Source organism: Streptomyces spiralis (genome assembly GCF_014654675.1).
GTDB lineage: Bacteria > Actinomycetota > Actinomycetes > Streptomycetales > Streptomycetaceae > Streptomyces > Streptomyces spiralis.
In genome coordinates this window covers 146,090-159,381 of sequence record NZ_BNBC01000014.1, presented here as the reverse complement: position 1 = coordinate 159,381, position 13,292 = coordinate 146,090, and the positions used below count along the sequence as shown (strand labels likewise).

General features: G+C 73.4%; 7 protein-coding genes. 5 read left to right on the top strand and 2 right to left on the bottom strand.

All coding sequences use genetic code 11. The annotated features are described in order from the left end of the window. Positions 1 to 139 precede the first annotated feature (139 nt). Positions 140 to 2,590 (bottom strand): SpoIIE family protein phosphatase, encoded by a 2,451-nt coding sequence (locus IE318_RS17015; RefSeq protein WP_189901206.1) that lies wholly within the window; start codon positions 2,588 to 2,590, stop codon positions 140 to 142. 141 nt (positions 2,591 to 2,731) lie between these two features. Between IE318_RS17015 and IE318_RS17010 the strand changes: the two genes are divergently transcribed. Further along, a complete protein-coding gene (locus IE318_RS17010) occupies positions 2,732 to 4,891 on the top strand; it encodes a SpoIIE family protein phosphatase (RefSeq protein WP_189901288.1) in 2,160 nt (719 codons plus the stop codon). A 117-nt stretch (positions 4,892 to 5,008) separates the two neighbouring features. Here the strand turns inward: IE318_RS17010 and IE318_RS17005 are convergent, their stop codons facing one another. Continuing rightward, positions 5,009 to 6,400 (bottom strand): S1 family peptidase, encoded by a 1,392-nt coding sequence (locus IE318_RS17005; RefSeq protein ID WP_229903554.1) that lies wholly within the window; start codon positions 6,398 to 6,400, stop codon positions 5,009 to 5,011. Positions 6,401 to 7,072: 672 nt separating this feature from the next. Here IE318_RS17005 and IE318_RS17000 point away from each other — a divergent pair. From IE318_RS17000 to IE318_RS16985, 4 genes are all read left to right on the top strand, one after another. After that, positions 7,073 to 7,288: a hypothetical protein gene (locus tag IE318_RS17000; protein ID WP_030172550.1), complete on the top strand. Its 216-nt coding sequence runs from the start codon at positions 7,073 to 7,075 to the stop codon at positions 7,286 to 7,288. A 148-nt stretch (positions 7,289 to 7,436) separates the two neighbouring features. Beyond that, positions 7,437 to 8,243: an HlyD family efflux transporter periplasmic adaptor subunit gene (locus IE318_RS16995; protein ID WP_189901204.1), complete on the top strand. Its 807-nt coding sequence runs from the start codon at positions 7,437 to 7,439 to the stop codon at positions 8,241 to 8,243. Next, on the top strand, positions 8,240 to 10,465 hold the full coding sequence (locus IE318_RS16990; RefSeq protein ID WP_189901202.1) for an NHLP family bacteriocin export ABC transporter peptidase/permease/ATPase subunit: 2,226 nt from the start codon (positions 8,240 to 8,242) through the stop codon (positions 10,463 to 10,465). The genes IE318_RS16995 and IE318_RS16990 overlap by 4 nt, the downstream gene beginning before the upstream one ends. Before the next feature lies 1 nt (position 10,466). Continuing rightward, positions 10,467 to 13,283: an NHLP bacteriocin export ABC transporter permease/ATPase subunit gene (locus IE318_RS16985; RefSeq protein ID WP_189901200.1), complete on the top strand. Its 2,817-nt coding sequence runs from the start codon at positions 10,467 to 10,469 to the stop codon at positions 13,281 to 13,283. The last annotated feature ends 9 nt before the right edge of the window (positions 13,284 to 13,292 follow it).

Below are 13,292 nucleotides of genomic sequence, written 5' to 3'. Positions count from 1 at the left end.
CCTAGACAGGGCAGGGCCGCACGGCTGCTCAGACCTGCCGTGGTCCGGGTGCGGCACACCCGTGTGGCGGTCCGTGCGGCCCGCCCGCCGTCACCGGCAACGCCCGGTTCCGGTCGCGGTCGGCGGCCGCGGGTCCCGGTCACTCCCCCAGGACCAGCTCGCTCCACACCTGCTTGCCGCCGCTGACCGGCAGGGTGCCCCAGGCGGCCGACACGGCCTCGACGAGGAGGATGCCCCGGCCGCCGGTGGCCTCCCAGCCGATGCGGGTCGGCTTGACGGGCGTACGCGGCGAGGTGTCGGCGACCGCGATGCGCAGCCGGTCGTTGACGAGGGTGAGGTCCAGGCGTACCTGGCCGTCGGTGTGCACGAGGGCGTTGGTGACCAGTTCGGAGACGACGAGGAGGGCGGCGTCGGCGTCGGCGGTCACCTCCCAGGCGCGCAGGGTGCGCCGGGTGAAGCGGCGCGCGTGGCTGACCGCCTCGGGCACCCGCCACACCGTCCAGGTCTCCCGGAGCGGGCGCACGGCCAGCCCCTCGTAGCGCATCAGCAGCAGCGCGATGTCGTCGTTGCGCCCGGCGTCGGTGAGCAGGCCGTCGGCGACCAGTCCGAGGTGGCCGGGGTCGGCGGCGGCCAGCCGGTCGGCCAAGCAGGCCATGCCCTGGTCGATGTCGGAGGTCGGTGACTCCACGAGGCCGTCCGTGGTCAGGGCGAGCACCGTGCCGGGCTGGAGCCGCAGGGGGTTCATCGGGAAGTCGGCCTGGGCGAGCACTCCGAGCGGCGGGCCGCCCTCCACCTCCGCGATCTCCACGCTGCCGTCCGGGTACCGCAGCACAGGGGGCAGATGTCCGGCGCGTACGCACCAGGCCGTGCCGCCCTCCATGTCCACGTCGACGTAGGCGCAGGTGGCGAACAGGTCGGTCTCCATGTCCAGCAGGAGCCGGTTGGCGTGGGAGACGACGACGTCCGGGGGGTGGCCCTCGGCGGCGTAGGCGCGCAGCGCGGTACGCATCTGCCCCATGAGAGTGGCCGCGCCCGCGCTGTGGCCCTGGACGTCGCCGATGACGAGGGCGACGTGGTTGTCGGGCAGCGGGATCACGTCGTACCAGTCGCCGCCGAGCTCCAGGCCGGCCGTCGCGGGCAGATAGCGGGCCACCGCCTCCGCGCCGGGCAGTTTCGGCAGCCGGCGGGGCAGCAGGGTCCGCTGGAGCATGCCGACGAGCTCGTGCTCGGCGTCGAAGGCGTGGGCGCGCATCAGGGCCTGGCCGGCGAGGCCGGCCGAGGCGGTGAGCAGGGCGCGTTCGTCGGGGCCGAAGTCGTGCGGTTCGTCCCAGCCGATCAGGCAGGCGCCGGCCATCCGGCCGGCGGCGGGCAGCGGCAGCACCGCGAGGCCGCCGGGGCCGACGTCGGCGAGGGCGGGCTCCAGCGCGGTTCCCGCGGGCCAGATATGGGCGCGGCCCTCGTTGAGGGCGGCGGCCAGGGTGGGCATGGCCCGTACCGGCGCGTCCGGCCACTCGGTGCGCCACTCCAGGCGCCACAGTTCGGGCCAGGCCTCCGGTTCGGGCGGGTCGAGGACGGTGACGACGAGCCGGTCGTTCTCCAGTTCGGCGAGCGCGATCCGGTCGGCGCGCAGCGGCTTGCGCAGGGCGGTGACCACGGCCTGGCTGACGTCCCGGACGGTGCCCGCGGTCGCCAGGGCTGCGGCCAGGCGCTGGACGCGGGCCACGTCGGTGACGTCGGGGCGCAGGGTGGAGGCGTCGGCGACGGTGCCGACCAGGCGGGCCGGCCGACCCTCGCCGCCGGCCAGCAGCCGGCCGCGCAGCCGCAGCCACCTGGGCGGCCCGTCGGGCTGCAGGACACGGAACTCCAGCTCGCGTTCGCCGATGGTCATGTGGTCGGCCTCCACCACGGACATCAGCGCGGGCAGGTCCTCCGGCACGGTCAGCGCGAGCAGGGTCTCGACCCTGCCGTCGAAGTCGGCGCGGCCGATGCCGAACAGGGCCAGGAGGTCGTCGCCGACCTCGACCCGGCCGGTGTCCATGGCGAGGCTGAACGCGTTGGGCGGCAGCTCCTCGCCCTGCGCGGCCTCGTCGGGCGCGGGACATGCGACGGCCTCGGCGACCAGCTCCAGGCACTCCCGGTCCTCGCTGTCGAAACCGCCGGGGCTCTCGGTGACCACGAGCAGACAGCCGCGCCCGTTCCCGGGCAGCGGCAGCACGGCCATGAAGGCGTCGCACTCGGGCATCCGCCGCGCGTCGGAGCAGTCGGCGACCTCCTCCGGCACGAGCCACAGGGCCCGCCCGGCGCGGTGGGCGTCGGCCATCGGGGACCGCCCGGCCAGGGGGTAGGCGTCGCGCAGCCCGTACAGGGTCCTCGGGACGCCGACGGACTCCGACAGGCACAGCACGTCACCGGTCTCGGCGCGGGTGTAGACGCCGGCGAAGGCGGCCGAGGTGAAGACGAGGGCCTGTTCCAGGACGCGGCGCGGCCGGTCGCCCGGGACGGTGGTGGCGGCGACCGTCCTGAGGGCAAGTTCGGCCCGCAGAGACCTTGTTCTGCGTGTCGTAGCGCCCTCACTGACCACGTTGGCCATTACAGCGCGTATCGGCCCGTCGCGCAGCCCCTGTGACGGTTCCGCGAAGTCACTGAGAGCATCGCTCGCCGTGCGCGCCGGGCGTTCACGAGGGAGCCTTGATCCGGGGGACCCGTCGCGCGGCCGTGCGTGTACGAGGAGGTGGTCGGCGTGGCCGAGGGCCGACCGTCCGGACCGGCGCCGCCGACCGACACCGGAGCGGTCGGGCGACCGCTGCTGTCCCTGGCGCTGGCGGCCATGATGGACGAGGTCCACGCGCACTCCGGCGCCGTGTATCTGCTCGCGCCCGACCAGCCGGTGCTGGAGATGGCCGTGATGGCGGGCATGCCCCGCGCGTTCGTCGCGCCCTGGGAGCGGGTCGGGCTGAGCGCGCCGGTGCCGGTCGCCCAGGCGGTGCGCGAGCGGGGGCTGGTCTGGGTCGGCGGGGAGGAGGAGATGGCCCGCTGCTTCCCGCGGATCGCCGTGGTCCTGCCCTACCCGTTCGCACTGGCCGCGCTGCCCCTGGCGACCCCGTCCGCCGTGTACGGCGCCGTCTTCGTGACCTGGCCCGCGGAGCACCCTCCGGTGCTGGGCGACTGGGAGCGGGAGCATCTGACCGGAGCCTGCGACCGGCTGGCGCTGCGTCTGGAGCGGGCGGCGGCCGAGCGCCGCACGCTGCGTCCGGAGCCGGATCTCCTCGCCGTCCCGCCGGCGGGCGGGTCGGCCGGGGTGCTGGGCTCGGTCGAGGCGGCCCGGATGGTGCACCGCCTGCCGTACGGACTCGCCTCGCTCGATCTGCACGGCCGGGTGTCGTACGCCAACGCCGCCGCGGCCGAGCTGCTCGGCCTGCCCGTCAGCGAGCTGCTCGGGACCCGGCTGTGGGCGTCGGTGCCGTGGCTGAACGACCCGATGTACGAGGACCGCTACCGGGGCGCGCTGCTCAGTCAGCACGTCACGTCCTTCGTGGCGCTGCGCCCGCCCGGAGACTGGCTGTCGTTCCGGATGTACCCCGACACCACCGGGCTGAGCGTCCGGATCAGCCGGGCCCGGGCGGTGGCGGAGCTCGGCCGCGCCACGCCCCCGCCCGGCGAAGCCTCCCCGCCACCCAGTCTGGTGACCATCTCGCAGGTCCTGGGCCTGGCCGGGGCGCTGACCGAGGCGGTGGGCGTGCAGGACGTGGTGCAGCTGGTCGCGGACGAGATCGTCCCGGCCGTCGGCAGTCAGGGCCTGATGATCCTCGGTTCCCAGTCGGGGCGGCTGCACGTGCTGGGGCAGCGCGGCTACCGGGACGCGCGGGCCATCGAGCAGTTCCACGGGACTCCACTGTCCGCGCCGGCACCGAGCACACGGGTGCTGACGACCGGGGCGCCCGCGTTCTTCGACTCCCGGCAGCAGCTGGAGCGGCTGTATCCGGTCCGGCAGGCGATCCGGGACGGCTTCGCCGCCTGGGCGTACCTGCCGCTCATCGCGTCCGGGCGCCCGGTGGGCACCTGTGTGCTGGCCTACGCCGACCCCCATCCCTTCCCCGCGGAGGAGCGGGCGGTGCTGACGAGCCTGGGCGGGCTGATCGCGCAGGCGCTGGAGCGCGCCCGGCTCTACGACGCCAAGCACCGGCTGGCCCACGGTCTGCAGCAGGCGCTGCTGCCGCACTCGCTGCCGCGGCTGCCGGGTTTCGACGCGGCGGCCCGCTATCTGCCGGCCACCCAGGGCATGGAGATCGGCGGCGACTTCTACGACCTGGTGCCCGCCCGGCCGACGGCCGCCGCCGTGATCGGGGACGTGCAGGGGCACAACGTGACCGCCGCCGGCCTGATGGGACAGCTGCGTACGGCCGTACGCGCCTACACGACGGTCGGGCAGGAGCCGCAGGACGTCATGCGGAGCACCAACGGGCTGCTGATGGACCTGGGAGTCGAGCTGTTCGCGAGCTGTCTGTACCTGCGGCTCGACGCGGCCGACGGCTCCGCGGTGATGTCCCGGGCGGGGCACCCGCCGCCGCTGCTGAGACGGCCGGACGGACGGGTGCGCGTGCTCGACCTGGCCGGCGGCCCGTTGCTGGGCATCGACCCGGCCGCCACGTATCCGACGACACGCGTCGACCTCGCCCCCGGCTCGGTGCTCGTCCTCTACACCGACGGGCTCGTCGAGACACCCGGGGCGGACATCGAGGACGCGCTCGCCGAGCTGGGACAGCGGCTCGGCGCGGCCGGGGACGTGCCGCTGAGCCAGCTGGCCCACGTCCTGGTGGAGCAGTCGGCGGTGGTACGGGAGCGGATCGACGACGTGGCCGTGCTGCTGCTGCGGGCGCGCGGGAACCGCTGACGCCGAGGCGGCGGACGGGACGGCGTTGGAAGGGCCGAGGGAGTACGGATCGGTCCGGCCGTCCCGCCGGAGGGCCGGACCGATCCACTGACCGGTGGGAACCGCCGGGTGTACCGGTCAGTGGCCCTGGGCCGTGCCGGAGCCGTCGGCCGTTCCGGAGCCGTCGGCCATCCCGGATCCGTCGCCCGCGCCGGAGTTGTCCGCCGTGCCGGAGCCGTCCCCGGTGCCCGACGGGTCGCCGGGCGCGGTCTCCGAGCCGGCGCCGGACGGGTCTTGGCCGGCCTGCTGGTCCCCGCTGCCCTGCGCGCCGGCACCCTGGTCCCCGGCACCCTGCTGCCCGGCACCGTCGCCCGCGCCGCCGCCGTTGCCGGCGCCGAGGGTCGCGCCGGTCGCCTGGAGCGCCGCGGTGACCGGCTGGAAGAAGGTCTCGCCGCCCTGGGTGCAGTCGCCGCTGCCGCCCGAGGTGAGGCCGACCGCCCCGCCGTCCTGGGTGAACAGCGAGCCGCCGCTGTCGCCGGGTTCGGCGCAGACGTTCGTCTGGATGAGGCCGTTGACGGTGTCGACGCCGTTCGGGTCGGTCTCGCTCTGGAAGTTGACGGTGGCGTCGAGGCCCGTGACGGTCCCGTTGTGCAGGCCGGTGGTGCTGCCCATGCGGAAGACGGTCTCGCCGACGGTGGCGTCGGCGGCCTGGGTGATCTGGACGGTCTGCCCGTTGCCGACGTTGACGTCGCTCGGCGCCTGGGTGTTGGGGTCGTCGTACTTGACCAGGGAGAAGTCGTTGCCGGGGAAGGTGGCCTGGTCCACCGTGGCGATCGGCTGCCCGTTCTGGGAGTCGGCCCACTGCTTGGCCGCGACGCCGCAGTGACCGGCGGTCAGGAACGCCGGACTGCCGTCGGAGGCGGTGACGTTGAAGCCGAGGGAGCAGCGGACGGTGCCGCCCTGCGCCTGGGCGAAGATGGCGTCGCCGCCGGAGGCGAAGGTCTTGAAGGTGCCGGCGGACTTCTTCAGCGTCGCCATGCCGGGGCCGAGGCTCTGGACGGTGGACTGGAGTCGGTCCCACCGGGCGCCGGTGACCGTGCTGTCGGCGGTGACCACGACCTTGTTCGTCCGCGGGTCGACGGCCCACGAGGTGCCGGGGATGGTGGCCCTGGCCTTCAGGGTCCGCGCGGCCGACTTCAGCTCGGCGGTGCTGTTGTCGACCCGGCGGACGGTCGCGCCCGCCTTCTTCGCCTGGACGACGACGTTGTCGTCGCCGCTCACCACGTTCACGACCAGCTGCTGCCTGGCACTGTCGTAGTAGGAGCCGGCGAGGGCGTCGCCGAGTGACGCGGCCAGTCGGGTGGCGAGGTCCGAGGCGTCCGTCGCCTTGAGGGTTCTGGGGGTGGCGTCGCCCGCCGCGCCGTCCTGGGAGGCGTTGGCGTTGGGGAGCAGCATCGCCGCCGCGCCGAGCGCCACCACGCCGCCCGCCGCTATCGCGGCCTTGCGCTTCGGAATTCGCTTGTGACTCAAACTTCTCGACCTCCTGGGGACGGGGCCGGGACCGCCGTCCGGCAGTGGGTTGGGGGGCGCCTGGATGGCTGTTGGTACGCACGACTCGGGCGGGGCGTTCAATTCCGTTTCCCGGCCGGCCCCGTGGTGCGCTTCCCAACTGGCCCCGTGACGGCCGGAATCGGCGACTCGCCGTCGGGCACGGGCCGCAGACGCTCACGGCGGACGGACTACGCCAAGCGATCGATCAACAACGTTCCGTCGACGAACCGCCGTCGATCGAGAGCGGAATCACGGCTTCAGCGAATCTGCACAGCGAATACCCAACGGAGTCACGGCGCACGGCGGATCTGCACAACCGCACGCCCCCGGAGGCGGCATTGGCGCGGAGTGCCGGATTCGTCACCACCGGGGCAAGGGCCTGAACGCACCGATGCCGTGGGGCATGTGAAGAAGTGGCCGACAAGTCGTGCCCACACATGCACGGATGGCGTGGTCGGAGCGACAAGTTCCCAGGTGAGAGGCCTGGTTGAGTGGAAGCCGCGGGCGGCAGCGTGCTTTGATCCATCGCACTGCGGGGCCCGCCGGTCGCACATGAGTCCGGTGTCCGGCCCCCGTGGTCGCGGCCGTCCATCTGTCCCAGAGGGGGCCGCTTCCCCCTTGTGAATCCCCCATAGGAAGGGAAGTTCCATCATGAACTCCACCCCCCAGGTTGAGACCGTCGAGATCTCCGACGCCGAGCTCGACAACGTCTCCGGCGGTCTGGCTGTGAACGCTCTCGGCACCGCCACCGGCCTGGTGGACGGCGTTGCCCCGGTGTCCGGCCTGGTCGACACGGCCGTCGGCACCATCGAGGGTGTGACCGGCCTGAACACCGCCCCGGTCACCAACCTGGTCGCCGGTCTCTGATCGCACCGCGTCACCCGAGTCCCGGAGCCGGCCCCTGGTTCCGGGACTCTCGGGCGTGCCCCACTTCTCATGGCTCGGTTCGCCTCCGGGGCGCCCCTTCGGCACACTCGCCGAGCTCTCCGCAAGTCATCACAAGTAGCGAGATTCCGTGCAGTTCCGCCAACAGGCCCTCGCCAAACTCCAGTCACCCGAAGAGCTCGACCTTCCGGTCCGGCTCGCCCGTCCGCAGGGCTGGCTCGTGCTGTCCGTCACGCTCGTGGCGATGGCCGCCGCCTGCGTGTGGGCCGTGACCGGGTCGGTGGCCTCCACGGTCTCCGCGCCGGCCGTCCTCACCCACGGTCAGGGCAGTTACGTCCTGCAGAGCCCGGTCGCCGGACAGGTCACCGCGGTGCTCGCCGAGCAGGGCGAGCGGCTGCCCGCGAACGCGCCCGTGCTGAAGGTGCGGACGGCTCAGGGCGAGTCGGTCGTCCGTACGGTCGCCGCGGGGCGGATCACCGCGCTCGCCGCCACCATCGGGCAGATCATCTCCACCGGTGCGAACGTCGCCGCCGTCGAGAAGGTCGCCCACGCCTCCGACCCGCTGTACGCCACCGTCTACGTCCCCGCCCAGAACGCCGCCGACATCCCCGCCGACGCCCCCGTCGACCTGACCGTCTCCTCCGTGCCGGCCCAGCGCTACGGCGTGCTGCGCGGCCGTGTGAAGTCGGTGGACCGCTCGGCGCAGTCGGCCCAGCAGATCGCCGCGTACCTCGGGGACAGCCAGCTGGGCGAGCAGTTCAGCCGGAAGGGACGCCCGGTCGCCGTGCTCGTACGGCTCGACGTGTCGTCCACGACGAAGAGCGGCTACCGGTGGTCGTCCGCGGACGGCCCGCCGTTCCGGCCGGACTCCATGACCCTGGCCACGGCCTCGATCCGCCTGGCCGACCAGCGTCCCGTCGATTGGCTGCTGCCGTGACCACCACCGCTCCCGAGACCCGGGGCCGCCGCCGCGCCGCCCCGCCCAGGCGCCCGGTCCCCAAGGGGCGGGGCCGGACCGTCCGTACGCCCACGGTGCTCCAGATGGAGGCCGTGGAGTGCGGCGCCGCCTCGCTCGCCATGGTGCTCGGCCACTACGGCCGCCATGTCCCGCTGGAGGAGCTGCGCATCGCCTGCGGTGTCTCCCGCGACGGCTCGCGCGCCAGCAATCTGCTGAAGGCGGCGCGGAGTTACGGCCTGACGGCCAAGGGCATGCAGATGGACACCGCCGCCCTCGCCGAGGTGAAGGCGCCGGCCATCCTGTTCTGGGAGTTCAACCACTACGTCGTCTTCGACGGCGTGGGCCGCCGCCTGGGCCGGCGTGGGGTGTTCGTCAACGACCCCGCCAAGGGCCGCCGTTTCGTCCCCATGGAGGACTTCGACACCAGCTTCACCGGTGTGGTGCTGGTGCTGGAGCCGGGCGAGGGGTTCACCCGGGGCGGGCGCAGGCCCGGGATCCTGGGCGCCATGCCGGCCCGGCTGCGCGGCACCGCGGGCGCCCTGCCGGCGGCGATGCTGGCGAGCCTGCTGCTGGTCGTGGTCGGCGCGGCGGTGCCCGCGCTCAGCCGCACCTACATCGACACCTACCTCATCGGCGGGCAGACGTCCCTGCTGGGCGTGCTGTTCGCGTCGATGGGCGCGTGCGTGCTGCTCACCGTCGTGCTGACCTGGCTTCAGCAGGCCAACCTGCTGCACGGCCGGGTGATCTCCTCCACCCTGGCCGGGGCCCGCTTCCTGCGCCATCTGCTGCGGCTGCCGGTGACGTTCTTCGCCCAGCGCAGCCCGGCCGACCTGGTGCAGCGGCTCCAGTCCAACGACCAGGTCGCCGAGACGCTGGCCCGCGACCTGGCGGCGGCGGGCGTGGACGCGGTGGTCGTGGTGCTGTACGCGGTGCTCCTCTACACCTACGACCCACAGCTGACCTTCGTCGGCATCGGCGTGGCGCTGCTGAACATCGTGGCGATGCGCGTGGTCGTACGGCTGCGCGCGACCCGTACGGCGAAGCTGCGCGCGGACACGGCGCGGCTGACGAACACCGCCTACACCGGCCTTCAGCTGATCGAGACGATGAAGGCGACCGGCGGTGAGGACGGCTACTTCCGCACCTGGGCCGGACAGCACGCGACCACCCTGGAGGAGCAGCAGCGGCTCGGGGTGCCGAGCGCCTGGCTGGGTGTGGTCGCGCCGACGCTGGCGACGCTGAACAGCGCGCTGATCCTGTGGATCGGCGGGATGCGGGCGGTGGAGGGCCACATCTCGGTCGGTCTGCTGGTCGCCTTCCAGGCGCTGGTGACCCGGTTCACCGCGCCGCTGACCCGCCTCAACGGTGTCGCCGGCCGTATCCAGGACTTCGCGGCCGACGTGGCCCGGCTCAAGGACGTGGAGAACTTCCGCACCGACCCGCTCTACGCCCGTCCCGGCGCCGGCGACTCCGCCCGCCGGCTGCACGGCCATGTGGAGCTGCAGAACATCAGCTTCGGCTACAGCCCGCTGGACAACCCGCTGCTGACGGGCTTCGACCTGGCCGTGGGGCCGGGTCAGCAGGTGGCGCTGGTCGGCGGCTCGGGCAGCGGCAAGTCGACGGTCTCGCGGCTCATCTCGGGTCTGTACACGCCCTGGGAGGGCGTGATCCGCATCGACGGGCAGCGCCTGGAGGACATCCCCCGGGGCGCCCTGGCCGCCTCCGTGTCCTTCGTCGACCAGGACGTGTTCCTCTTCGAGGGCACCGTCCGCGACAACGTGGCCCTGTGGGATCCGTCGATCCCGGACGAGGCCGTGGTGGAGGCGCTGCGCGACGCCGCCCTCCACGACGTGGTGGTGCGCCGTCCGGGCGGCATCCACAGCCGGGTCGAGCAGGACGGCCGGAACTTCTCCGGCGGACAGCGCCAGCGCCTGGAGATCGCGCGGGCACTGGTGCGCCGGCCCAGCATTCTCGTCCTGGACGAGGTGACGAGCGCGCTGGACGCCGAGACCGAGCAGGTGGTCATGGACAATCTGCGGCGGCGCGGCTGCGCCTGCGTGGTGATCGCGCACCGGCTGTCCACCGTGCGCGACAGCGACGAGATCGTGGTGCTCCAGCACGGCACGGTCGTCGAACGCGGACGGCACGAGGAGCTGGTGGCGCGCGGCGGCGCGTACGCGGCACTGGTCAGGGAGCGGTGAGATGACGACCGTCGGCGAAGGCGATCTCGTCCTCGGGGCGCTCGCGTCCCTGGGCACGCCGGTGGACTGCACGGGCCTGAACCGGCTCGACCTGGAAGGGCCGCAGGTGCTGTGGCTGGTCGCGTCCGGCGCGGTGGACCTGTTCGCGGTGGACGCGGCGCAGCAGGGCCACTGGCACCATCTCGGCCGGCTGGAGGCGGGCTCGCTGCTGCTCGGCCCGGTCGCGGGCCCCCGGCACACCCTGGTGGCGCGACCGCTCAGGGACTGCGTGGTGCGCCGCATCGGGCTGCGCGAGCTGTACCAGCCGGCCGCCACCCAGACCTGGTCGTACGACGAGTACGGCAACCCCCAGTACGTGCCGCCCACGACCAGCCCGCTGGAGTACGCGCTCGCGCTCGGCGTGGGCCGCAGCCTGTCCGTCCTCTTCCAGGCCCCGATGGCCGAGGACCGGTCCGCGGCGCCCGCCGACGACGACGTGTTCTGGATGCAGGTGCCGCCGGGCAGCGTGCAGTACGGGGCGCTGTACGGCGCCGAGGCGGCGGCCGACCTGCTGATGGATCCCGCCCTGTGGCAGTCCATGGTGGACCAGCAGTACCGGCTGCTGACCTCCCTCGACCGCTGGATCGAGGAGCTGGAGCGTACCCATGAGACCCGGACGGCGGCGGGCATCAAGGCCGGTGAGGCGGTCCGTGCCCAGGCCGACCGGACGCTGCTGGCCTCCATCGGCCGCTCCCCGGGGAAGCGCGCCACGGCCGCGGACGCCGATGCCACGTACGCGGCCTGCGAGCTGGTCGCCCGCACCGCCGGGATCCGGCTCGCCGCTCCGCCGCAGTCCGGCACAGGCGGCGACCGGCTGGATCCGGTGGAGCGGGTCGCCCTGGCCTCCCGGGTGCGCACCAGGGCCGTACGACTGCACGGCAACTGGTGGCGGGAGAACGTCGGCCCGTTGGTGGGCCACCGGGCGCTGTCGGGCGCGCCGGTCGCGCTGCTGTGGCGGCGCGGCGGCTATGTCGCCGTGCACCCCGCGACCGGGCGCGAGACGCCGATCGAGAAGGCGAACGCGGAGGAGTTCGAGCCGCGCGCGGTGATGTTCTACCGGCCGCTGCCCGAGGGCCGGCTCGGCCCGTTCGGGCTGTTCCGCTTCAGTCTGCGCGGCACCCGCGGGGATCTGCTGAACCTGCTGGTCAGCGGGCTGGTGACGGTCGCGATCGGGGCGCTGGTGCCGATCGCCACCGGCAAGGTGCTGGGTGAGTTCGTGCCGCGGGCCGAGCAGGGGCCGATCGCGCGGGTGTGTCTGGCGGTGATGGTCAGCGGTCTGGTGGCGGCGGCCTTCATGCTGCTGGAGAACCTGACCATCCTGCGGCTGGAGGGGCGCATCGAGGCGACCCTGCAACCGGCCGTGTGGGACCGGCTGCTGCGCCTGCCGACGAAGTTCTTCACCGAGCGGTCCACCGGTGAGCTGGCGAGTGCCGCCATGGGCATCAGCTCCATCCGCAGGCTGCTGGCGGGGGTCGGTCCGGTCGTCGCCCAGTCGGTGACGGTGGGCGTGATGAACCTGGCGCTGCTGTTCTGGTACAGCGCGTCGATGGCGCTGGCGGCGATCGGCATGCTCGTGGTGATCGCGGCCGTGTTCCTGGGGCTCGGGCTGTGGCAGGTGCGCTGGCAGCGGCGGCTGGTGGTGCTCACCAACAAGCTGAACAACCAGGCCTTCCAGACCCTGCGCGGGCTGCCGAAGCTGCGGGTGGCGGCGGCCGAGAACTACGCGTACGCGGCCTGGGCCGAACGGTTCGCGGACAGCCGGGAACTGCAGCAGAAGGTGGGCCGGATCAAGAACCTCACCACGGTGCTGGGCGCGGTGTACCTGCCGGTGTGCACTCTTCTGATGTTCATGCTGCTGGCCGGTCCGGCGCGCGGCACGATGTCGGCGGCGGCCTTCCTGACCTTCAACACCTCGGTGACGATGCTGCTGACCTCGGTCACCCAGCTGACCGGCGCCTTCGTCTCGGCGGTGGCCGCGCTGCCGCTGTTCGAGGAGATCCGGCCGGTGCTGGACGCCGCGCCGGAGGTGCGCGCGGCGAGCACCCGGCCGGGGCCGCTCTCCGGGGCGATCGAGGCGCGGCGGCTGTCGTTCCGGTACGCCGACGACGGGCCGCTGGTCCTGGACGACGTGTCGTTCCAGGTGCGGCCGGGCGAGTTCGTGGCGGTCGTCGGGCCCAGCGGCTGCGGCAAGTCGACGCTGCTGCGGCTGATGATCGGCTTCGACCGGCCGCTGTCGGGCAGTGTGCTGTACGACGGCCAGGACCTGGCGGCGCTCGACCAGTCGGCGGTGCGCCGGCAGTGCGGGGTGGTGCTCCAGCACGCGCAGCCCTTCACCGGCTCGATCCTGGACGTCATCCGCGGCACCGAGCCGTGCTCGCCGGAGGAGGCGATGGCGGCGGCGGAGCTGGCGGGGCTGGGCGAGGACATCAGGCGGATGCCGATGGGCCTGCACACCATCGTCTCGGGCGGCTCGGCCGTCTCCGGCGGCCAGCGGCAGCGCCTGATGATCGCCCAGGCCCTCGTACGGCGCCCCCGGATCCTCTTCTTCGACGAGGCGACCAGCGCCCTGGACAACGACACGCAGCGCACGGTGATCGAGAGCACCCGCAAGCTCAACGCCACGCGCGTCGTCATCGCGCACCGCCTGTCCACGGTGCTGGACGCGGACCGGGTCGTCGTCATGGAGGACGGCCGGGTCGTCCAGCAGGGCACGCCCGCCGAACTGCTCGCGGACACCGGCGGCCGGCTGCACGAGCTGGTGCGACGCCAGCTGGCGTGAGGCGTCCGG